Consider the following 22,572-nt stretch of genomic DNA (forward strand, 5'->3'; position numbering starts at 1 on the left):
ATAACCAGCATTACAATCGATTACATGAATATAGGTGAAAATAGTAAACAAAATAATGAATAAATGAGATATTTTACAATATAAAGCTCTGGATATATAATTCCACTAAAGATTAATTTCGCGGTCTATAAGCTTAAATATACAAATAAAACTAGCTATTATAAGTGTTTCTATGAATTAATAAATTGTTTGAAAGGCTTATTATAGCTGTATTAATATTAACTAAGGTTTACAGTTTTTTAGGGGGATATATGGTGGAATATGTATTAGAGGCTGAAAATATATGCAAGTCTATAGGTAGTGGAGAGGAAAGAATAGATATTTTGAAAAATATAAATCTCTATATTAAAGAAAATGAGTATGTAGCCATAATGGGACCTAGCGGAAGTGGTAAGAGTACTTTGCTTAGTATTATTTCCTGCATAGATAAACAGAGTTCTGGCAAGGTAAGGATAGATGGTGTTAATATAAGAACTCTTAGAAGAAATGAACTAACTGAATTTAGAAATGAGAATATAGGGATAGTTTTTCAAGCTTTTAATCTAATTCCGGTGTTAAATGCTGAAGAAAATATAGAGACACCATTATTCTTTTCTAAAAAGAAGATTGATATAAAAGCAAAAGTTGATGAATTAATAGATGCTATTGGGTTAGCTCACAGAAGAAAATCATTTCCTAAGCAGTTGTCAGGTGGCGAGCAGCAGAGAATAGCTATAGCAAGGGCTTTGGCGGGAGAACCTAAAATACTACTTGCTGATGAGCCAACTGGTGCTTTGGATAGCAAGAGCAGTGGGGTGGTTTTAGATATATTTGATGAGTTTAGGAAGAAATATAATATGGCTATAGTAGTTATAACACATGATATTAAGGTAGCTAGGAGAGCAGATAGAATAGTCCATATTATGGACGGGCAAATATATGAAGGAGAGATATCAGAATGATAACTGCAAAAGTCCTTTTTAAGACTTACAACTTAAAGACTTGGAGGCAAAATAAGTTTCAAATTTTCTTAAGCATATTTGCCATAGCCATTGCTGTAGCCATACTGATTTCTCTTAGGAGTATAATCTTCTTTAATGGACAATATACCATTTCTAATTCTAGAAGTCTTAATGATGGCGATATAAATATAACGCTACCTAGTAATACCATAAGTGAAGAGCAATATAAGTTTTTACATAAACTGAAAGCTGAAGGTAAGCTATACTATGCTACTACCTTTAAGATGCAGAATAATTTTAATCATAATAATATGAATAGTGTTGTTGATGTGAAAATAATAGATTCTGATTATTATTCCGTTGACGAAAGAATTGGAAGATATAAAGATAAGCTTGGAAGCAAAAACATATTAATCAACAAGACCCTTGCGGATAAATTTAGCTTGAAAAAGGGAGATAGTATATCTATAACACTTAAAAACTTTTCTCAAGAGGAATGTGAGTTTAAGATAAGTGATGTTATTAATACAACAAATATGGTGGATGAAAATATATTTGGACTTATGATATTTAATAAAGCTGATATTCCAGTGCATAAAGGGTTTGACATGAACAACTTAGCCACCAATGTAAATATCAGTGTTAATAAGAATTTTAGTATATCGGATATTAAAGGTGAGTTAGAGAAAAGCTTTAAAGCTGGAGCTAAGTTCTCAACCTCTGAGCAGCTTATAAAATCCACTAAAGAACTTAGAGATAGAGAGGAAAAAGCCTTAGGGCTAATTGAGATGATTGTAACCTTAATAACTGGAGCAGGAATAGGGGTTACTATATGTATTCTTACACTTAAAAGGAAAAAGGATTATGTTCTACTAGCTATATATGGCATGAATGATAAACTGCTTAAAAGTGTAATTCTATATGAGACTTTTATTATAGCCGCAATAGGCAATGTTATTGGTATAGTATTAAGTATTATGATAACTGGAGTTATTGAAAGAAATATTTTTAAGGAGCTGGGAGTAGTTTCGATAGTGGCTGGTTTGCTGCTAGCTATTTTGGTGACCTTTGTATTTACTATGCTTCAGACTTTGACTTTTACTATACTTCCTATATATATAAGCAAAAGAATTAACCTAAATTCTATCCTACGCCAGGAAGTTGAAAAACTTAAGTTAGATGAAAACCTTGCTACCATCGGGCTAATTATGTTGCTTATGCTTGTAATTAGTATATCTATCTATATAGGGTCTCTAAACTTAGGAGGAATGTATACTATTGGTTTGTTAATAATAACAGCTGTTTTTTACATCATATCTTTTGGAATAATAGGTACAATAAAAAAGATTAAATTTATAAAAAATAAAAATTTTGTTTTAGCTTTTAGAAGTATAGGGAGACAAAAGCTTAAGTTTTCTGCCTGTGTTACAGCTTTGATTTTGACCTTGGTGTTGTGTGGAACCATTATTAATTTATCTTACTACATCATACCTAAAGCTATTACTCAATTCTCTGAAGATAACGGATATAATCTAACTTTAAATACAAGTATTAATGAAAGTAATATAGGTTATACTGAAAAAACACTAAATAAAGAAAAAGAAGTTTTAGGCTATGTAAAAGAGATTGTTACAAATGCTAAGCTAATTGACCTCAATGGAAAGCACTTGCAGGATATTGTTGAAAACAGCAGATGTTATCCAGAAGTAAAAACAGCTCTTTTAGAAAATTACAATAATACCAAGCTTAATGCTATTGATATAAGTAAAAACTTAATAAAGCACAAGCCTCTTATAGGACGATGGCTTGATAGTAAAGATATAAATAATAACTATATAGTTCTAGGAAATAATTTTGCCAGTGAAAACTTTATGGTAGGAGATAAAATAAGTGTTGATATACAAGGTAAAAAACTTGACTTTACTATACTTGGAATAATGGATAAAAGCCAGTTTGGAGATGACTGGGGAGCTTACGTAGACATAGCTTCATTAAAAGGTGTTAGCACCTTAGATGAAACTAATAGTAAACTTAACTATTTAATAAAATGTAATAACAAGGATGAAAAAAACGTAAATTATTCTTTGTCTAAGAAGCTAAAGGGATCTGTTATTATAAGTGAAAAAGATAAATATAACAGTTTAACCGCACTTTTGCAGCAGATGACTTACGCGTTTATATGTATAAGCTGCATAAGCATATTTTCTTCTTTTTGCCTTGTAGCTAATATTTTAATCATGGTGAATTTCGATAGGATAAAAGAGTTTTTGGTACTTAATATATTAGGCGCAAAGATTAGAGATATAAAGAAAATAAGTATTATAGAGAGCTTGATAACTGGTGGTTTAGCAGCAGTAATAGGAATTTTATCAGCTGAAGCTTTGAACTTTATAATAACGACATATGGATTTGATAGTAGATATTCGCCTAGTTACAAAATAGATTTAGCTATGTTTGCTGTGGCTATATTGGTGGTAGTGGTTTCATCTTTAAGCGTAATAAGCAGTATGGAGCTTGAAAAGCATAGTTCTTTGTTGAGAGTTGATTGAGGATGATAGCATATCTATATATCTACTCCTACGTAGATGCTTGATGTCCTTAACATTTATAATGTTAAGCTCGCTATGGAGAACATGATTTTAATAACTTGTGAAATTTATTTGTAATAATGGAAATATATTGTATAATGGTTGTAATATATTTATTGAGATATCTTTATTGTAAGAGAAATATTTATTTTACATTAAGATATGTATAATATCTATATAAATATGTTAGACAAGTAGTAAAGCTTTATAAAATGTGTTTTTAATAAATTTTATAACTACTTTAAGAAAGAATATATTCGTAAAATTTAGGGGGAATTATGACGAGCATTTTTGTACTAATCGTACTATTGGTTTATGTATATATATTAATAAGAGAAATCAGAATATATAATAATAGGACGTTGAATAGGTCTTTTATAAGAGAATATTGGTTTGAGTATAGAAGTTATAGAGTAGGTGACATAGTTTGGGGCACAATCGCTGGAAGTTTTGTTTTTGTAAAGTTTGTACTTGAAGTTTTGAAGAATAAAACTTCATATCAAGATACCAGTACTCCATATGGGTTATTTGAAAGTTTTATAGTTCCTCAATCCTTTTACTCTATTCAGTTTGCAGTAGCTTCCATTATGCTGGCTTTATTTTTATTTATGGAGGTTAAGGCTAAGTTAAGAACAAATATAGTAGGAAAAGAGGGAATACTCACTGAAGATGGTAAGCTTATTGAATGGCGTAATATTATAGATGTTAAGGAAGGAGATTCTTCCAAATCTACTTTAGATAAGCTTATAGAAGTTGAAACCTATGGAATAAAAAAGAAACTAATAAAACTTATAGTACCGAGTACTAAGTTAAAGTATACTATTGAAACTATGAGAGCGGCTCTGGCTGAGTCTAGATGATTTGAAGTTAAACTTTTGGGCCTTAGTAACAGAATAGTGAACAACACATATACTGAAATATACATTTAAGCTGTCCACCTATAAGATATGCCAATTTTATAGATTCAAGATTGGATTACTAGTTATATATCTATAATCTAATAATGTTGCATATCTATTCTACAAATATCATTAACACTTTTCTAAAGATATGTTGCTTCAATACAAAAACATAAATTTTATTATGAAGCGGCACATCTTTAGAATCTTATGTAGATATGAAAATGTTCTAAAAAGATAATATTCTAAATAAATATAATTTTATTGACTTATTAGAATATTTTGATATATAATAACAATAATTTTATAGATTCGTATGAAGATAGCGGGATTAAAACCGTTATTGGACGAACCTCTGGAGAGACTCAAAGGAGCACCGAAGGGGAAAGCTACAAAGATGTAGTGAAACTCTCAGGTAAAAGGACAGGGGATTTTGATAATATATTCATTTAGCTATATTTTAAGCTTATTAAGCTTTATTTTGGTTACATGAATATCAAAAGCCGTATTTCCAGAGACTAAGTTTAGACCTAGTCTCTTTTTTTATATTTTTAAGAGTTTTAAAACTAATAAATTAAAGGGGGCATACATGTGTTTTATAAAAGTACAAGAGGACAGGAAGATCTAGTAACTGCTTCAGAGGCTATAATTAGGGGAATAGCTGAAGATGGAGGGTTATTTGTACCGGAATTTTTCCCAGAGCTAGATAAATCTTTTGATGAACTTAAGAACCTAAATTATAAGGAACTAGCTTTTTATGTATTGAGTAAGTATCTTGATGACTTTTCAGCTGAAGAACTTAAGGCTTGTATCGAAGGTGCTTACGATGAAAAGTTTGAGGTTCCATCTATAGCACCATTGAAGTATTCTGCTGGAGCATATTTTTTAGAGCTTTTTCATGGTAGAACCTTAGCTTTTAAAGATATGGCGCTTAGCATACTTCCTTACTTAGTTAAGACTGCGGCGAAAAGACTTGATATCAATAAGGAGATAGTCATACTTACAGCTACTTCTGGTGATACAGGAAAAGCAGCTTTAGAAGGTTTTGCAAAGGTTGAAGGAACTAAGATAGTGGTATTTTACCCTAAGGAAGGGGTAAGTGAGATTCAAAAAAGACAGATGGTTACACAAGAAGGAGACAACACCTTTGTAGTAGGTATTGAGGGTAACTTTGATGATGCGCAAAATGGAGTAAAAACTATATTTGTGGATTCAGATTTCAACAAGCTTTTAGACGAAAAAGGATACATGTTATCATCTGCTAATTCTATAAACATAGGAAGGCTTATACCTCAAATAGTTTATTATGTCTATTCTTATCTGACTTTACTGAAGGATGAAAAAATTAAAGCTGGAGAGAAGATAAATGTTGTAGTGCCTACTGGTAATTTTGGTAACATATTAGCTGCCTTCTATGCTAAGAATATGGGACTTCCTATAGATAAACTTATATGTGCATCCAATGAGAATAAGGTTCTTACTGATTTTATAAGCACAGGAATATATGATAGGAATAGAGAGTTTGTCATAACTAATTCGCCTTCAATGGATATATTAATTTCTAGTAATCTAGAGAGATTCTTATATGAGATAAGCGGAAAGGACTCAGAGATTATAAATAAATTGATGCAGCAGTTAAAGAATGAGGGCAGGTATGAGATAACCTCAGCTATGAAAGAAAGGCTTAATTGTATGTATGGAGGTTTTGCTACAGAAGAAGAAACCGTTGAAGCGATAAGAGAAGTATATGATGCTTCAGAATATGTTTTAGATACTCACACTGCAGTTGCTTATAATGTATTTAAGAAATATATAAATGCTACAAAGGATGAGGCAGTAACTGTAATAGCTTCAACAGCGAGTCCTTTTAAGTTTCCAAGAAGTGTGAATGAAGCACTTAGTTTTGAAAATAGTAGTGCCTCAGATTTTGACATGGTAGAAAAGCTTTCTAAAAAGTTTAATATAAGAATTCCAAAAGGAATAGATAATCTAGAAAGTAGACCGATAATTCATAAAGCTACCTGTTATAAAGAAAGTATGAAAAATGTAATAGAAGAATTTTTGAAATTGTAGGTGATTAGATGGTAGAAGTTAAGGTGCCTGCTACAAGTGCAAATATAGGACCTGGTTTTGATTGCCTTGGATTAGCAGTAAAAAAGTATAACAGATTTGTTGTGGAAGAGATAGAAGAAGGACTTGTTTTTGAAGGTTGTGAAGAAGAATTTAAGAATGAAGAAAATCTTATATATGTTTCTATGAAGAAGTGTTTTGATAAATTAAACTATACACCTACAGGTTTAAGCATAAAGATTGAGGGAGATATACCTGTATCCAGAGGCCTTGGAAGTAGCGCTGCCTGCGTAGTTGGGGGGGTATTAGCTGCAAATGGATTAACCGGGAGTACTCTCAGTAAGGAAGAGGTTTTAAATCTTGCGGCAGAAATGGAAGGACATCCTGACAATATTACTCCAGCTTTATTTGGAGGAATGACTGTCTCAGTTTCAGAAGAAAATAAAACTATATACAACAAAATAAATATAAAGGAGGAAATAAAGCTTTGTGCATTAATACCTGATTTTAAGCTCTCTACTGATAAGGCAAGAGCGGTTTTACCTAAAACTATTGATTATAAGCAAGGTGTTTACAATATAGGAAGGGTAGCACTTATGATATCAGCTTTGTCTAGTGGAAATTTAGATTTATTAAAGATCGCTTGTAAGGATAAGCTCCATGAAGATTATAGAGCAGAACTAATAGAAAATTTTTATGATATAAAAAATAAATGCAGTGAATTTAATGCACTAGCTGTATTTTTAAGTGGTGCAGGTCCAACGATAATGGTTATGCTTAGAAAAGATGATAGTAGCTTTTTAAATAATATAAGGAATTATTTAGATACATTAAGAAGTAGATGGGAAGTATTGGAGTTAGACATTGATAATGAAGGAGCTCAGGTTAAAGTATTATAATTTCAGCAATATTATTTAAATAGTGTAAAAAGGAAATAGGGGGAAAGTAATGAGATGAGTGATGTAGTTGTAGCTAAGTTTGGAGGAAGTTCCCTTGCTGATAGTGAGCAATTCCAAAAGGTTAAGAATATAGTTTTTGAAAATCCAAGGAGAAAATATGTGGTGCCTTCTGCACCGGGAAAGAGATTTAAGAAGGATTATAAGATAACTGATCTATTATATCTTTGTTATGAACATGCAAAAAATCAGATATCCTTTGAGGATGTATTTAAGCACATAGAAGAAAGATATAAGACTTTAGCCTTAGAACTTAAGGTAGATGTAGATATACAAAGCCACCTGGAAGAAATAAAGTTAAAGATAGAAGAAGGAGCTTCAGCAGACTATACAGCAAGTCGAGGTGAATATTTAAATGGTCTTATACTAGCAGCCTTTTTGAATTACGAATTTGTAGATGCTGCTGAGATAATAAAGTTCAAACATTTTGGAACTTTAGACATGGCAGCAACAGAAATAGCTGTGAGAGAGAGACTAAAGAATATAGATAAGGCTGTTATACCGGGATTTTATGGATCTATGCCTGATGGAAAAATAAAGACTTTTTCTAGAGGAGGTTCCGATATTACAGGAGCTATTATTGCCAGATGTACAAATGCTGAGTTGTATGAGAACTGGACTGATGTTTCGGGATTTCTGATGGCAGACCCTAATATTGTTGCAAATCCAAAGTCTATAGAGAATGTAACTTATAAAGAGCTTAGAGAATTGTCTTATATGGGGGCAAAAGTGCTTCATGAGGAGAGTATTTTCCCTGTAAGAGATGTTGGAATACCTATAAATATAAGAAATACAAATAGGCCTGAAGATAAAGGAACATTTATAGTAGATGAACAGAGGGTTCAAGCTTATGGGGATACTATAACTGGTATAGCTGGAAAGAAAGACTTTGTTGTAATTGCAATACAAAAAATGCTTATGAACCTTGAACAAGGTTTTTGCAGAAAGCTTTTAACAATACTTGAAAGCAACGGAGTGTCCTTTGAAAACATGCCTGCAGGAATAGATTCTGTTTCCTTAGTTATAGAAGAGTGTCAGGTAGGAGATAAGCTTGAAATAATCTTAGAAGAGATTAAGAGACAGTGCAATCCAGATACTATAGATGTTCATCCTAACATGGCTCTTATAGCTACAGTTGGTAAAGGAATGAATAGGACTAGAGGAGTTGCTACTAAGATATTTAAGAGTCTTTCCGAAGCTGATGTTAATGTGAGGATGATTAATCAAGGTTCTAGTGAGATAAATGTAATAATAGGTGTTGAAAATGAAGATTTTGAAAATGCGTATAGGGCTATATACAGTGCATTTGTAAAATAGAATATATAAAAAGGGGCGAAAATAGATATGGAGAAAGTGAGAATAGCCTTATTAGGCTTAGGTAATGTAGGTAAAGGCGTTTGGAAGATATTGAATACTAATAAAGAAGCGATTATGAAGAGGGCCGGATATGATATAGAAATCGCAAAGATATTGGTAAGAGATAAAAATAAGTACAGAGATATAGAGGTGCCTCAAGAAGTTGTAACTGCAGATGCTGAGGATATATTCAACGATGACAGCATTAAAATAATTGTAGAGGTTATGGGGGGGGTAGAACCTGCCAAAGAGTATATACTAAGAGCTATAAAAAATAAAAAACATGTGGTTACAGCTAATAAATTATTAATTGCTACTGATGGTAAGGAGATTTTCGAAGCAGCAGAGAAAAATGAAGTTATAGTAAACTTTGAAGCAAGTGTGGCTGGGGGAATACCAGTAATTCATGGTATAAATGAGAGCTTGACTGCCAACAAAATTGAGGAAGTTATTGGCATAATAAATGGAACTACAAACTATATCTTAACTAAGATGACCTTAGAGGGAATGGATTTTGAAGATGCACTTAAAGAAGCTCAAGAAAAGGGCTATGCAGAAGCTGACCCAACTTCAGATATTGAAAGTTATGATGCTGCGTATAAGCTAGCTATATTGACAACATTAGCCTTTGAGACAAATGTAGATGTAAATAATATCTATAGGGAAGGAATAACAAGAATAACTTCAAAAGATATAGAGTATGCGAAGGAACTAGGATATGTGATTAAACTTCTTGCTATAGTTAAAGAAGTTGATGAAAAGTTAGAGCTTAGAGTTCATCCAACTATGATTCCATCTATTCACCCATTAGCAAATGTCAATGATTCTTTTAATGCTATATTTATAAAAGGTAACGCAGTTGGAGATCTTATGCTTTATGGAAGAGGTGCAGGGGAGCTGCCAACAGGTAGTGCTGTAGTAGGGGATATAATATCTGTACTAAGAAATGACGGAGAAAGAGCTAGTGTAGTTACTAGTAGATATGCAGATAAAGCAATAACTCCTATGGATAACGTAAGCGCAAAATATTATTTAAGGATAACTGTAAAGGATATGCCTGGAGTTTTGGGAGAGATAGCCACTACCTTTGGCGAGGAGCAGGTTAGTATAGCTTCCTTTATACAAAAGGCTAGAAGAGAAGATAAAGGACTTGTTTCCATAGTTATTGTTACTCACGATACTTTAGAAGGAAGAATAAATAAGTCTTTAGAAAAGATAAATGACTTAGAGATAATTAAAAAAGTAGAGAATGTCATAAGGATAGAAAAGCTTGGATTAAAGTAATAATATCAATAAAGCCACTTAGTATATTACAGTATTTACTAAGTGGCTTTATTGATTTATAGTAATGTATTTTATTGTGTAGAAATGTAAGGTCCTCACAAGATATAATGTAAAGTTAGTGCTTTTCAGCAAGAAAATTATAAAAAGAATATTAGATTATAAAAAAAATAGTTGTATAAAATAATAAAATTTGATAAAAAAATTATACATATTGACAAAAAATAATTAATATGGAATATTAATTAAAAGGGTAAAAATATATTAGTCTTTTAATCTTTGAAATATAATTTTTGAACAACTTAAAACAAATGGCAAAGGGTATAAAATAACTTTAGGGGAGATAAATGTGAACCTTTATGAAAGGCTCAAGATTAGTAGAAGTATAGTAATTAGTATATTAATGTTAACATCTGTTATGGCTTTAATATGTCCAATTTTAAAAAAGAGTCAGAAGGAAACTTTACAATATAAAACTGAAAAATTTTTTAATGACATAATAAATGAACAATATGATGAGGCTTTTAAATTTGTGGATTATAAAGAAAGTAGCAAGCAAGACTTAGCTGAGGTTAAGGGAAGTAAGAAGATAAAATGGATTAGCAGGCTAAGGAAGCAGAGGGCTAATGGTATAAGGATAGAGGCTTGCACTAAAGTTAAGATAGACAATACAGAGTATCCTGTAGGGATTGCTAGATTGATTGTGAATAAAAAAGGAATATTGGAAGAATATGTAGTTGGTATAACCTATGTAAGGATTAATAATGGTTATAAGATAAGAAATATAAGTAAAATAGATGATAGCATACAAGAAGCAATTTGCGGAAGAATAGTGGAAACCTATTAGAATTTAAAGCGCCTCTAGTTTCTGATAGCATAATTTATAAATGTAAGTTTTAGTATGAGGTGGTACATATATATAAATCAATTCGTGGGGGGATTAAGTGAATATTCAGATATACGGAGTTAAGAAGTGCTTTGATACAAAGAAAGCAGAAAGATACTTTAAGGAAAGAAAGATAAAATATCAATTCATAGACTTAAATGTGGTTGGATTAGGAAAACGAGAGCTAGAAAGCGTTAAAAACTCTGTTGGCCTTAATAACTTAATAAATAAGGATTCTAAAGAGTATGATAAGTCAAACCTTCAGCATATAATAAATAATAGCGTTAAAGAAGAAATTCTACTAAAGAATCCTAGTCTATACAGGACTCCAATAGTGAGAAATGGTAAGCTGGCTACGGTTGGGTATGAACCAAAGGTGTGGGATATCTGGGAGTAGATTTATGGTTTATAACTAAATTTTAGATTAACGATTAGATAAATACATTATAGAGGTAGAATGAAATATAGATATATATTATTAGGCTAAATAATAATAATATATAAGAGAGTTTAGGATGTAAACTTAAGACTATAAGAAGGCATATTAAATTAGTTTTGGGTAATAATAGTATAGGTAGTGATAATTATATAAGGCTAATAATGTTAAAATTGCAAGAGCCTACATTTGTATTATAAATTTTTAATCCATCGCGATATATAAAGTTCATATTTAAATACCACTAAAGAAGCGGGTGAGTAACTTGGATAAGGTAGAAAGAAAGGTTGGATTAGGAACCTTTTCTCCATTAATATTGATATTATCTATAATCCTATCTTTTAGTTTTGGTAATAATATTGTAATAGGTGATCTTATATTAGATTCCATAGGCCTAAAGGCTTGGTCAGATGGACATACTGGAATACACTACACACTGTTCTATACTTTATTAATGGTTGTATTAGCTTATTATGTTGGTGACAAGTACGAGGAACATTTATGGGCTAGAGCTGGAAAGAATTCTTCTATATTTATACTTGCTCTATTGATGCTAGTTATAATATTTGGATTAGTTTACTAGTAACTGCTGTAGTACAAAATTATACTTTAATAATTAACAACTTGTGTCACTATTTGAATTATTAACCGTACTATAATTGAAGTGCTTTTTGTGTGGTGATTAAATTTGAAAAATGGAAGATTCAAAGCTATTATTATTTTAATGTTGATTGTAATTTCGTGCAATTTGCTAGGATGTAATTCAAGAGAAAAAGAAATGGATTTTATTAAGATTAAGAATATTACTATGGATAAAATAGATAAAGTAGAATTGTCTTACACTGGTGTAAGTGCTAGAGTTTTGTCTAAGGATGAGGTACAAGCTTTAGTTAAAATTATTAATACTTCAGGAGATGAAGTGCAGCAGTACGATGGTCCTAATCCTAAAGGGGTTACGGATACACTAGATGTGTATTTAAAGTCGAAAGACTGTTTTAGCATGTGCCCTTGTAGAGATGGATATTTATTATTCTCTGGTGAAAAAAGCTATATGATTTCGCAACCTCAGTACAACGATTTTATAAAGAATATGCTTAATAGTAAAGGTAAGGTTTAATAGTAATTCAAACCTTACCTTTTTTACTATCTAGGAAAGTATATAACTTTTTAATATCTAAATCTAGCAATATCAAGGGTTTAGAGATACTATTTAGAGTAAACAGTAAGAAAATAAATCATATCCACCTGCCAGATTTTCCTCATATACATTTGGAAAGGCAGATTCGAAAAAAAGGTTACTGAAGAAAATCTCTTCAGTAACCTTTTTTTATTGGTATACGGATATTTATGTCATTGTTGGGTATCTTAATTACAGAGAATTTCCTAGGAGGGATACTTTGCAATGTTAAGATATATAAGAAAAAACATAAATACTATAGCAATAATATCTTTATTTGTGGGAGTTTCATTAATGAATTTTTCTAAGAGTGGCAATTATTTAACAGGAATATATTTATTAATGGTTGAAATGGGGATTATATTTTGTCTTGGTATATTGACGGTATCGATAAATTTTAAATCAGCATTAATTATATCAATAATAAACTTAGCGTTTATTAATTTTAATATAAGATCTAATGTGTATTTGTTAAATGTACTATTTTTATCATGTGTCGCTTGGTATGTATTAACAAGGATATTCATGAAAAATAAATATGTTTTTTTGATTTTGTATGTGATTGGAGTATCAGCAATATTTTTATTAGATGAAGTATGGATAAGTTTAGCTTTATTTGTAGTAGTGTTTTATCCAATTTATCTAGTTGGCTATATGTCTAGGGAAAGCTCTAACTATGGCAACTTAAAACAAGATTTATTAATAGGAATTAGTATACCCATAAATGCCTTTATATTAGATAAAATTTCGAGATTAGGAGATGTTTTTAGTGGAAGTAAAGGAGTTTTAGTACTTAACATCCTAAATAAGGATGTAAAGACATCATTAGTATCGCTTTTTGTATATATCTATTCAGCAATTGTAGCCGTGTCTGTTGGGTATTTAATATACAGGGCATTAAGTATAACTTTAAAGATAGGTAAAAAAACCAATTCATTACAGAATAAAACTTTTAAGAAGAATATTGTTTTAAATCTAAATACTACGTTTATACTAATAACACTTGTAGCTTTTTCTGGAGATTGCATATTAAAGAAACAATTAATCTATGATTTTACAAAGTTTTTTGATATAAGGCAGTTAATAAATATGCTAGTTCTAATTGTCATATATATGTTGTTAATCTCTTTAATAGGAGCAAATCTTGGAGGATTATTGTTTTACTTCTTTTCATGTGCATTTTTAATAGCTAATTTTATTAAATTGAAGTATTTTGATGAGCCGTTTTATCCCTGGGATATATATTTGATTAAAGATGCTTATATGATTGGAGCTAGGTACATTGATTATAGGATTATGATATTTATGTCTATTGCTATAGTTATCTCTTTACTTATAATTATTAAGTTTAGAAAGAAAATCATGTTATTCTTTATGCCTAAGCCTGATTTTGTTATGATAATTCTTTCTGTTATTGTGACAGGATGTAGTATTTATTATTTAAGCTACACTAAAAGTTTAGTTAATTTAGGACTAGGTAAATCCTGGTATATTGGAAAGCAAGATACCTTACAAAATGGGCTTTTTTTAGAAAATTATTTTTTGATGAGCGACTATAAAAATTACTTAGCAGATAAGCCTGAGGAATACTCCAAGGAAAAGATAGATAATATAGTTAATAAGCTTAATAACCACAAGGAAGTGGAAGTTTTATCAGATATTGATACAAAGCCAAATGTTGTACTTATAATGAGCGAAAGCTTTTGGGATCCTACAAGGCTTAATGGCGTTAAGTTTGATAAAGATATAATCGGAAATATAAGAGCCAATGAAAAAGGAAATATATTATCTCCAGTATTTGGGGGAGGTACTGCGAATGTTGAGTTTGAGGCTTTAACTGGATTGTCGAATTACTTTACAAGCCCAGGTGTGATGCCATACAATGTGTATCTTAGGAGAATCACTCCTAGTATAGCTACAGTTTTTGATAGAAATGATTATGAAACTATAGCAATTCATCCTAATGACGGAACCTTTTATAATAGAGATAAGGTATATAAATATTTAGGGTTTAAAAAATTTATAGACATAAAGGGTTTTGATAAAAATAATGACTGCAAAGGCACTAATGTTTCTGACGATAAATTAGTGGATAAGATATTAAAACAGCTTAATGATGGAGATGGACCTAAGTTTATCTTTGCGGTAACTATGCAAAATCACGACCCTTATTATAAGGAATATGATAAGCTAGAGGTAAACACATATTCAGATAAATTAAATGAAACTGAACTTTCTGTTATAAGCAATTATGCATCTGGTATATATGATGCAGATAAGGCTTTTGGAAGATTAATTAGTAGCTTGAAGGAATGTGGAAGACCAACTCTAGTATATTATTTTGGAGATCACCTTCCAAGGTTAGGTAGTCCAGCTGGTAATTATGATGTATATAATGCACTAAATTACTTTAAAGATAAGGAGAGAATAGAAGCGGATATTAATTGTTATACAACTCCTTTAGCAGCTTGGTCTAACTATAAATCTTTATCCAATATAGAGCCAATAATATCTCCAGCTCAGTTATCATTACATATACTAAAAGAATCCAAGGTTTCATATCCCGTTTATTTTAATATATTAGATGAAGTAAGAAAGACTCATCCTTATTTACAAAATCATATAAACAATAGAAATATTCAAAATGAAGAGGCTGTGAAAGATTATAAATTAATACAATATGATCTACTGTTTGGCGATCAATATCTTAGTAAGAATTAAGATATTGTTAAAGTTAAGTACTAAAATTAATAGTAAAAAAAGTATATTTTTTGTTGACAAATTTTTAAGTTCAGCATATTATTATAATATAACCTAGAAAGTTGATAGGAAAGATAGGAATAAGCTATGATAAGAAATAGTAGCATAAGCATATCTATCAGAGATAAATCTCCATTGGCTGAAAGAGATTTTTAGTAAAACTTATGTGAATGCATCTTTGAGCACTGCCTCGAATTATAGTAGACGGCAGCAGGCACGCCTGTTACAGCGTTAGGGTATAGGATTATAAATGTACCTAAATAATGAGATAACCTTATTTCCTTTGGAATAATTAGGGTTAATTAGAGTGGAATCGCGGAATATAACTTCTGCCTCTATATATTAGAGGTAGGAGTTTTTTATTTTATATTAATATTAGAACCATTCTATTATTCTGAATTTCCTATGAGTAATTCTATTAGTGAATAATATTACAATTTTAATTGTCTAAATAATACTTTTATTTTGAAAGGAGAGAATATTATGAATTCTAATCAGTATTTTGATAGTATAGCAAATAAGTGGAATACTATGAGAAGTGAGTATTTTAAAGATGAGGTAAGAGATAGAATAGTATCTAAGTTTGATATAAAAGATAAGGTAGTGGCTGATTTAGGATGCGGAACTGGATTCGTATCTTTAGGACTGGCGGAAAAATCAGCTATGGTGTTTTCGTTAGATAGATCTTACAACATGCTAAAAGAACTTAAGGGCTCTGCGAATGGTAAAGGGCTAAAAAATATATATCCTATAAAATCATCTCTTGATGATTTAGCTTTGTTTGATGATTCTATAGATGGTGTATTTATTAATATGGCTTTGCATCATATTGTGGATGCTGAAAAAGCGATTAAAGAGATGTACAGAGTATTAAAGATAAATGGAACGGTTTTAATATCGGATGTATATCAACATGATGGTGAGTGGGCCAAAGAAGAAATGTTTGATGAATGGCTTGGTTTCTCAGAAGAGCAGATAAAACAGTGGTTGAGCAATGCTGGATTTACAGATATAAGTGTCATAGATACTGGATTACGATGTGAAGGATATTCAAGCAAAGGTGAGTTTACTAATCCAGGAATATTTATGGCTACAGCAGTAAAAAGATAAATTTAAATATGAATCACTTCATTAATGATTTTAGTGCTTATAGAATTTTATGAGGTGATTCATAAAAGATTATTTTAACGTATAGAACTTTATAGCTGAGAAGTAATTATATATATAAAGAGAATTGTAACAGATATAAACTTAAATATTAGGAGGAAAAGCATATGAATTTTGAATCATTACTTATACACGGAGGAATAGATGGAGATGAAAGAACAGGAGCGGTTAATGTACCTATATTTCAGACTTCCACATATAAGCAGCCAGGTTTTGGGGTAAATAAAGGATATGAATATTCGAGAACAGGGAATCCTACGAGAGAAGCGGTAGAAAAGTTAATTGCTGAACTAGAAAGAGGTTATGCAGGATATGCTTTTGCTTCAGGAATGGCAGCAATAACAGCAGTGGTATCTCTATTTAAGTCAGGGGATAAACTATTGATATCAAATAACCTTTATGGAGGAACATTTAGAGTATTAGATAAGGTGTTTAAGAATTTTGATATATCCTATGGAATAGTTAATACTACAGATCTTGAAGAAGTCAGGGCTAGTATAGATGATAAAGTTAAGGCTATATTCATCGAAACACCTACTAATCCTCTTATGGATATAACTGATATACAAGCTGTTTCAAAAATAGCTAAGGAAAAGTCTATATTAACAGTTGTAGACAATACTTTTATGACACCTTATCTTCAGAGACCAATTGAGTTAGGAGCAGATATAGTAGTTCATAGTGCAACTAAATATTTAGGTGGTCATAGTGATCTAGTAGCGGGACTTGTTGTAGTAAATAATTCTGAGCTAAGTGAAAGACTTCACTTTATTCAAAATTCTACAGGAGGTGTTTTAGCCCCTTTTGATTCATTCTTATTAATAAGAGGAATAAAGACTTTAGCTGTAAGAATGGATAGACATAATAAAAATGCAGATGTTATAGCTAGATATTTGAATGGTAGAGAAGAAATAGAGAAGGTGTACTATCCAGGACTTGAAAGCCATACTGGACATGATACTCATAAAAGACAAGCCAGTGGATTCGGAGGGGTAATATCCTTTGTCCTTAAAGATAGCTATGATTATAAGAAGTTTGTAGAGTCTTTAGAGGTAGTAACTTTTGGAGAAAGCCTTGGGGGAGTAGAATCCCTAGTTTGCCACCCAGCATCTATGACACATGGATCTATACCTTATGAGATAAGACAAAATGTTGGAATAGTTGATAATCTAATTAGACTTTCAATAGGAATAGAAAGTGAAGAGGATCTAATTAAAGATATACAAAATGCATTAGATAAATCAAGAATATAGTAGTAGCAATTTTACGCTATATTACAGTGTTGGAATTAAGTGGTTAGTCATTTGAGGCTTTAATGGGACTATTAAGACTTATTGATGAAATTGAGAAGGTGAGAGGTATGAAATATATAGATGATATTAGGGAGTTAATAGGAAATACTCCTATTATTAAATTGAATCACTTTAACTTAAAGAAAGATGTTAATATATTTGCTAAGCTAGAATATTGGAATCCTGGTGGAAGTGTAAAAGATAGAATTGGTGAATATATGATAAAAGCTGCTGAAGATGAAGGAACATTGAAGGAAGGATATACTATCATAGAAGCAACAGCTGGCAATACTGGCTTAGGCGTTGCTCTAGCAGCAATAAACAGAGGATATAATATAATATTCGTAGTTCCAACAAAGTTTTCAGAAGAAAAACAAATGCTTATGAGGGCATTTGGTGCTAAGGTTATAAATACTCCTAGAGAGCTAGGGATGCTTGGGGCTGTAGCTAAGGCCGAAGAGCTTTTGGCTACTATAGAGAATTCTATAAGTTTAAAGCAGTTTGAAAATATATATAATCCTTTAGCACATTATGAAACAACAGGGCCAGAGATATATGAGGCCTTAGAAGGCGATATAGATTATTTTGTTGCAGGAGCTGGTAGCGGAGGCACTTATACTGGTATAGCAAAATATCTTAAAGAGCAAGATAGTAGGATAAAAGGCATTTTAGCTGATCCTGAGGGATCAACCATGGGAGGCGGCACAGCAGGATGTTATAATATAGAGGGCATAGGCAATGATTTTATCCCGAAAACTATGGATATGGATTTAGTGGATGAGATAATAAAGGTTAATGATGAAGAATCTTTTGAGTTAGTTAGAGAGCTTGCTCATAAAGAGGGAATAATAGTTGGTAGCTCGTCAGGAGCAGCGTTGTCTGCAGCACTTAAGCTTGCAGAAAAGGTAGACAAGGGCAATATAGTCACTGTTTTTCCTGATAGAGGAGATAGATATTTAAGTAAAGGATTATATTTATAGTTGTTCCTTGTATAAAAAGTAGTTATTAAAAAATATAAGTTTTGTTGCTAAGTGATACATCTATATAATAATTTATATTAGATAGAATATTGAAGTTTTAGAATTGCAGGGGTTAGTTAATCTCTGCAATTTTGTTATTTATAAGTTAACATTTTTTACCTTTATGTAAACATAATAAGAATTAAAGATGTATAATATATAGATACACGATAAAATACATCTATAAAATGGAGTGATATTTTGAAATCTAATACAAATAGTTTGATTACGACAAAAAATATTCTAAGAGCTATCAGTATTATATATTCTTTATGGATATTTATATCACCATACAAAAGTCCTTATTTTATGGTTTGGAATCTTTTCCTAGCATGGATTCCATTAGAGATTATTGACCTGATAATAAAGATTAATAAATCGGGGAAAGTAAAAAAAGTAGTTATAATAAACTATATTTTATGGATAGTATGGCTTTTGTTTTATCCTAATTCTCCATATATGGTTACAGATTTTATTCATATTATAGGCAATAAGTATGTTTTAAGTAGGCCTATTTACCCCAATTATGCTATTACAAATAGAATAATGTTCAATGACAACTTTAAAATTTGGCTGGATTTTGTTAATATTGCTATTGGTGTCTGGCTAGGGTATATAGTAGGTTTTGTTGCGTTAAATAAGGCTCATAAATCTTTCCTTTTTAAGCTTGGTTTTGCTAAGTCTTGGCTTATTGTATTTCTTATAAATATAATAAGTGGGTATGCTATATATCTAGGTCGTTTTATACGATGGAATAGTTGGGATATCATAACTAGGCCTAAAAATATATTTATAATATTATTAAATAACATAAATAGGAAAAGCTTTTATTTCACAATACTTTTCGGTGGATTTATGTTTATTTTATATTTAATACACTATGCCGTTACTATTAATAATAAGTTTGTAGAAGGAGAAGATTAATTTGAAATTTGAAGATTTATACTATATTGCAGATAAGCTTAATGAAAATCATATAAGATGGGTCATAGGATCATCTGTATTGCTGTATTTTCATGGAATTATAGATAGACCCAATGATATAGATATAATAATCGATAAAGAAGATATAATTAAGGTAAAAAAGATTTTTGATGAAATAGGTATAGAAGAAAATAAAGAGAATAAGGAGCCGTTTTTAACAGAGTATTTTTATACTTATTTAGTAAAAGATACATACGTAGATGTAATGTGCAATTTCGCGTTAAGACATGATTATGGTATATATAAGTTCGTTCTTGATAAAGAGGCTATAGTAGAAAACAAAAAAGTAAATGAAACAGTACTACCGTTGAGCTCCCTAGAGGACTGGTATGTTTTATATCAGCTAATTCCAGGAAGAGAGAGTAAGGTTAAAATGATAGAAGGATACTTAAAGAAAAATGGTGTTGAAAATTTTGTGTTATTACAAAGGGCACTGAAGCAAGAGTTACCTGTAAAAGTAGTTGAAAGTATTAAATTGATTTATGATATTAAAGACTAACATTATTATTTATTAATCTTATTTCATGCTAAACTAGGTTCGGTAAACAATAATAAAAACTCCACTGAATAAGTCTCATTCAGTGGAGTTTTTCGATATCTTTAAGCAAAGAGGCAAGTATTAAAGAGTGAATTTGCTGGTTAAGATAGTTAGCTTTTGAGCTAGCTCAGCTTGAGAGGTAGCGGTTCTACTTACTTCTTCTATAGCTGAAGCTGTCTCTGATATACTTTCTATAATTTCTTGAGAAGAAGCGTTTGTTTGTTGAGACATTGCGCTTATATTCTCAATCTCTGTGTTAATTTTATTCACAATTCCCTTTATAGATGAAGAAGATTGATGGAATTTTTTTGAGATATCAGCTACCAGTTTAGCGTCATCACCGTATTGATAACCTATATTTATCATTTCTTCATTGTTAGGTGTAACTGTATCTTCGATATATTTGAGTATATTGTTAGCGTTACTAGATAGATTCTTAAATGCTGACTCTATCTGATCTGTTATTTTGGTTATATTTTTAACTGCAGCCATAGAACTATCTGCTAGTTTTATTATTTCTCCAGCAACTACCGCAAACCCTCTTCCAGCTTCACCAGCCCTTGCTGACTCTATCATTGCATTGAGTGCTAGAAGGTTTGTTTGGTCAGCTATTTGTGTTATAGTTGTTGCCATTATTTTAATCTCTGAAACTACTTTGCCTTGCTCTATTGAGCTTAAGACCGCTTCTTGATTGGAGAGATACAAGTCTTTTGAATTCTTTACTAGTTCAGTAGAATTAGCCTTAAGCTTTGATGCTCTTACTTCTATGTCCTTTGCAGAGTTATAACTATCATCTGCATTGTAGCCCAAATCTGTTACCTGTGAAGTTATTCTATCCGTAGAGTAATTTACTTCTTCTATACTTGAAGTTAGCTCTTGAACACCGCTTCCTATATGCTGTATGCTCTCATTAATAGTGTCTACTTTTGAGGTTACTTCTTCTATGGTTGCCGATAGTTCTTCACTTGAGGAACTTAAATTTACAGCGCTATTATTTATTTCTGATATAACTTGTCTTAGTGATAAAACAGTTTCGTTTAATGAATTTTCTATTATTCCGAATTCATCCATGTTTTTAAGCTTTACAGTTGTTGATAAATCCCCGTTTTTTAATTTTTCTGTAAAGCTTATTATAGATTTTAACTTCTTAGATATGTAAAATCTTAAATAAGTTGAACAAATAACCGCTAAGGTTAAAGATACTCCTAGTATTATGTAAGTTATGCTTAGAGATAGATTATATGTACTCTTTGAGTCCTCATAAGCTTGTCGCGCTTCGTTTTGGTTAAATAAAACTATGCTTTTAATGGTATTATCTACTGAATCTCTCTTTAATGTAACATTAGTTATTAGTTCTTTAGCTTTTGAATAGTCGCCAAATTTCACAGCATCTAAGACTTCATCTCTAGCTTTTATATAATCATCTAACATCATTTTTAAATCTTTTAACAAAGATTTTTCTTTGCTTGAACTTACTGATTTTTCATATTGTTGCATTATACTGCTGTTTTCCATGTTTATTGAGTTAATTTCATCATTATATCTGGTTAGATTGTAACTGTTTCTTTGGTCAGCTGCCAGTAAAGTATTAAGTTGAGATTCTTGAACATTTTCTCTCAGAGTTCTTACATCTTGTATAGCCTTCATATTTACTGAATAGATATGGTTTAAATTATCATTAACTGATCTTAAGTTAAATACTTCACTTAAACCTATTACAAGTAATAATGAAAGAAGTACTAAAAAGATGAAGGAAATTTTGGTAGTAAGTTTTATGGAATTAGTCTTCCTTTTCATAAAGTAGCCCCCTTTTTAGTAAAAAACCGAATGTTATAATGAATATTTTAACATAATTATAGTTATTTTTAAATGAAATATATGGCATATATTGGAGTAATACGTTTACATTTGACAATAATTTATCTGAATAATTAAAAAAAAGAAATTGCATAATTTATTTACAAAAAATCAAAGCAATATAATTGGTTAAAAAAATGCATGTGTATTCCGGTGGAGAACAAATAATAAAATGTGTACTTTTATGACAGAATGATAATAATTACGCAATATAATTGATAAAGTGTTAGCAAAAATAAAACAATGATAACAAAATGACAAATATATATAAAGATGTATAATATGTAAACAAAAATGAAGGGTTGAATAAAGATGCAAGAGGAATTTTCAATTGACAGAAAATAAAACGCTGATATAAAATAAAC

Annotated in this window: 18 protein-coding genes, 1 riboswitch and 1 other annotated feature; of the genes, 17 read left to right on the forward strand and 1 reads right to left on the reverse strand. The window is 30.7% G+C overall.

Features of this window, described 5'->3' with window-relative positions; genetic code table 11:
• Positions 1-251 precede the first annotated feature (251 nt).
• From GXK57_RS22225 to GXK57_RS26705, 17 genes are all read left to right on the forward strand, one after another.
• The gene (locus GXK57_RS22225) at positions 252-941 is read left to right on the forward strand and encodes an ABC transporter ATP-binding protein (RefSeq protein WP_160680210.1); all 690 of its coding nucleotides are present in this window, start codon (positions 252-254) and stop codon (positions 939-941) included.
• Entirely contained in the window at positions 938-3,490 is a 2,553-nt protein-coding gene (locus GXK57_RS22230) for an FtsX-like permease family protein (protein ID WP_160680211.1), read from the forward strand. The genes GXK57_RS22225 and GXK57_RS22230 overlap by 4 nt, the downstream gene beginning before the upstream one ends.
• Before the next feature lie 317 nt (positions 3,491-3,807).
• Positions 3,808-4,389 (forward strand): hypothetical protein, encoded by a 582-nt coding sequence (locus GXK57_RS22235; RefSeq protein ID WP_160680212.1) that lies wholly within the window; start codon positions 3,808-3,810, stop codon positions 4,387-4,389.
• A gap of 384 nt (positions 4,390-4,773) precedes the next feature.
• Positions 4,774-4,865, forward strand: a riboswitch (glycine riboswitch).
• Positions 4,866-5,019: 154 nt separating this feature from the next.
• Complete coding sequence (gene thrC, locus GXK57_RS22240) at positions 5,020-6,501, forward strand: threonine synthase (RefSeq protein ID WP_160680213.1); 1,482 nt, start codon at positions 5,020-5,022, stop codon at positions 6,499-6,501.
• Positions 6,502-6,509: 8 nt separating this feature from the next.
• On the forward strand, positions 6,510-7,397 hold the full coding sequence (gene thrB, locus GXK57_RS22245; protein ID WP_160680214.1) for a homoserine kinase: 888 nt from the start codon (positions 6,510-6,512) through the stop codon (positions 7,395-7,397).
• Between the two features lie 54 nt (positions 7,398-7,451).
• On the forward strand, positions 7,452-8,771 hold the full coding sequence (locus tag GXK57_RS22250) for an aspartate kinase (protein ID WP_160680215.1): 1,320 nt from the start codon (positions 7,452-7,454) through the stop codon (positions 8,769-8,771).
• Between the two features lie 27 nt (positions 8,772-8,798).
• On the forward strand, positions 8,799-10,094 hold the full coding sequence (locus tag GXK57_RS22255; RefSeq protein WP_160680216.1) for a homoserine dehydrogenase: 1,296 nt from the start codon (positions 8,799-8,801) through the stop codon (positions 10,092-10,094).
• Positions 10,095-10,440: 346 nt separating this feature from the next.
• Positions 10,441-10,938, forward strand: coding sequence for a hypothetical protein (locus tag GXK57_RS22260; RefSeq protein ID WP_160680217.1), 498 nt, complete (start codon positions 10,441-10,443; stop codon positions 10,936-10,938).
• A gap of 97 nt (positions 10,939-11,035) precedes the next feature.
• Positions 11,036-11,374: an ArsC/Spx/MgsR family protein gene (locus GXK57_RS22265; RefSeq protein WP_160680218.1), complete on the forward strand. Its 339-nt coding sequence runs from the start codon at positions 11,036-11,038 to the stop codon at positions 11,372-11,374.
• A gap of 304 nt (positions 11,375-11,678) precedes the next feature.
• A complete protein-coding gene (locus GXK57_RS22270) occupies positions 11,679-11,996 on the forward strand; it encodes a hypothetical protein (protein ID WP_160680219.1) in 318 nt (105 codons plus the stop codon).
• Between the two features lie 195 nt (positions 11,997-12,191).
• On the forward strand, positions 12,192-12,530 hold the full coding sequence (locus tag GXK57_RS22275) for a hypothetical protein (RefSeq protein WP_160680220.1): 339 nt from the start codon (positions 12,192-12,194) through the stop codon (positions 12,528-12,530).
• A gap of 285 nt (positions 12,531-12,815) precedes the next feature.
• On the forward strand, positions 12,816-15,311 hold the full coding sequence (locus tag GXK57_RS22280; RefSeq protein ID WP_160680221.1) for an alkaline phosphatase family protein: 2,496 nt from the start codon (positions 12,816-12,818) through the stop codon (positions 15,309-15,311).
• Between the two features lie 117 nt (positions 15,312-15,428).
• Positions 15,429-15,690, forward strand: a binding site (T-box leader).
• Positions 15,691-15,833: 143 nt separating this feature from the next.
• Positions 15,834-16,460: a class I SAM-dependent methyltransferase gene (locus GXK57_RS22285; RefSeq protein ID WP_160680222.1), complete on the forward strand. Its 627-nt coding sequence runs from the start codon at positions 15,834-15,836 to the stop codon at positions 16,458-16,460.
• Positions 16,461-16,624: 164 nt separating this feature from the next.
• Positions 16,625-17,770, forward strand: coding sequence for a PLP-dependent aspartate aminotransferase family protein (locus tag GXK57_RS22290; RefSeq protein ID WP_160680223.1), 1,146 nt, complete (start codon positions 16,625-16,627; stop codon positions 17,768-17,770).
• Positions 17,771-17,877: 107 nt separating this feature from the next.
• Complete coding sequence (locus GXK57_RS22295) at positions 17,878-18,789, forward strand: cysteine synthase family protein (RefSeq protein WP_160680242.1); 912 nt, start codon at positions 17,878-17,880, stop codon at positions 18,787-18,789.
• 240 nt (positions 18,790-19,029) lie between these two features.
• Positions 19,030-19,752: a DUF1361 domain-containing protein gene (locus GXK57_RS22300; RefSeq protein WP_160680224.1), complete on the forward strand. Its 723-nt coding sequence runs from the start codon at positions 19,030-19,032 to the stop codon at positions 19,750-19,752.
• A gap of 1 nt (position 19,753) precedes the next feature.
• Positions 19,754-20,311 carry a hypothetical protein gene (locus GXK57_RS26705; protein WP_160680225.1) on the forward strand — a complete coding sequence of 186 codons (558 nt, stop codon included), beginning with the start codon at positions 19,754-19,756 and terminating at the stop codon, positions 20,309-20,311.
• A gap of 120 nt (positions 20,312-20,431) precedes the next feature.
• On the opposite strand, the gene GXK57_RS22310 is transcribed toward GXK57_RS26705, so the two are convergent.
• Complete coding sequence (locus GXK57_RS22310; protein WP_160680226.1) at positions 20,432-22,147, reverse strand: methyl-accepting chemotaxis protein; 1,716 nt, start codon at positions 22,145-22,147, stop codon at positions 20,432-20,434.
• Between the last annotated feature and the right edge of the window lie 425 nt (positions 22,148-22,572).

Origin of the sequence: Clostridium sp. C8-1-8, assembly GCF_009928445.1 — a bacterium.
In the GTDB taxonomy this organism is placed as follows: Bacteria; Bacillota; Clostridia; order Clostridiales; family Clostridiaceae; genus Clostridium_AR.

What these genes read in the sequence shown, in the direction of transcription:
- GXK57_RS22225 (WP_160680210.1), top strand. Translation starts at nt 252, where the DNA reads ATGGTGGAATATGTATTAGAGGCTGAAAATATATGCAAGTCTATAGGT.
- GXK57_RS22230 (WP_160680211.1), top strand. Translation starts at nt 938, where the DNA reads ATGATAACTGCAAAAGTCCTTTTTAAGACTTACAACTTAAAGACTTGG.
- GXK57_RS22235 (WP_160680212.1), top strand. Translation starts at nt 3,808, where the DNA reads ATGACGAGCATTTTTGTACTAATCGTACTATTGGTTTATGTATATATA.
- thrB (WP_160680214.1), top strand. Translation starts at nt 6,510, where the DNA reads ATGGTAGAAGTTAAGGTGCCTGCTACAAGTGCAAATATAGGACCTGGT.
- GXK57_RS22250 (WP_160680215.1), top strand. Translation starts at nt 7,452, where the DNA reads ATGAGTGATGTAGTTGTAGCTAAGTTTGGAGGAAGTTCCCTTGCTGAT.
- GXK57_RS22255 (WP_160680216.1), top strand. Translation starts at nt 8,799, where the DNA reads ATGGAGAAAGTGAGAATAGCCTTATTAGGCTTAGGTAATGTAGGTAAA.
- GXK57_RS22275 (WP_160680220.1), top strand. Translation starts at nt 12,192, where the DNA reads ATGGATTTTATTAAGATTAAGAATATTACTATGGATAAAATAGATAAA.
- GXK57_RS22280 (WP_160680221.1), top strand. Translation starts at nt 12,816, where the DNA reads ATGTTAAGATATATAAGAAAAAACATAAATACTATAGCAATAATATCT.
- GXK57_RS22285 (WP_160680222.1), top strand. Translation starts at nt 15,834, where the DNA reads ATGAATTCTAATCAGTATTTTGATAGTATAGCAAATAAGTGGAATACT.
- GXK57_RS22290 (WP_160680223.1), top strand. Translation starts at nt 16,625, where the DNA reads ATGAATTTTGAATCATTACTTATACACGGAGGAATAGATGGAGATGAA.
- GXK57_RS22295 (WP_160680242.1), top strand. Translation starts at nt 17,878, where the DNA reads ATGAAATATATAGATGATATTAGGGAGTTAATAGGAAATACTCCTATT.
- GXK57_RS22310 (WP_160680226.1), bottom strand. Translation starts at nt 22,147, where the DNA reads ATGAAAAGGAAGACTAATTCCATAAAACTTACTACCAAAATTTCCTTC.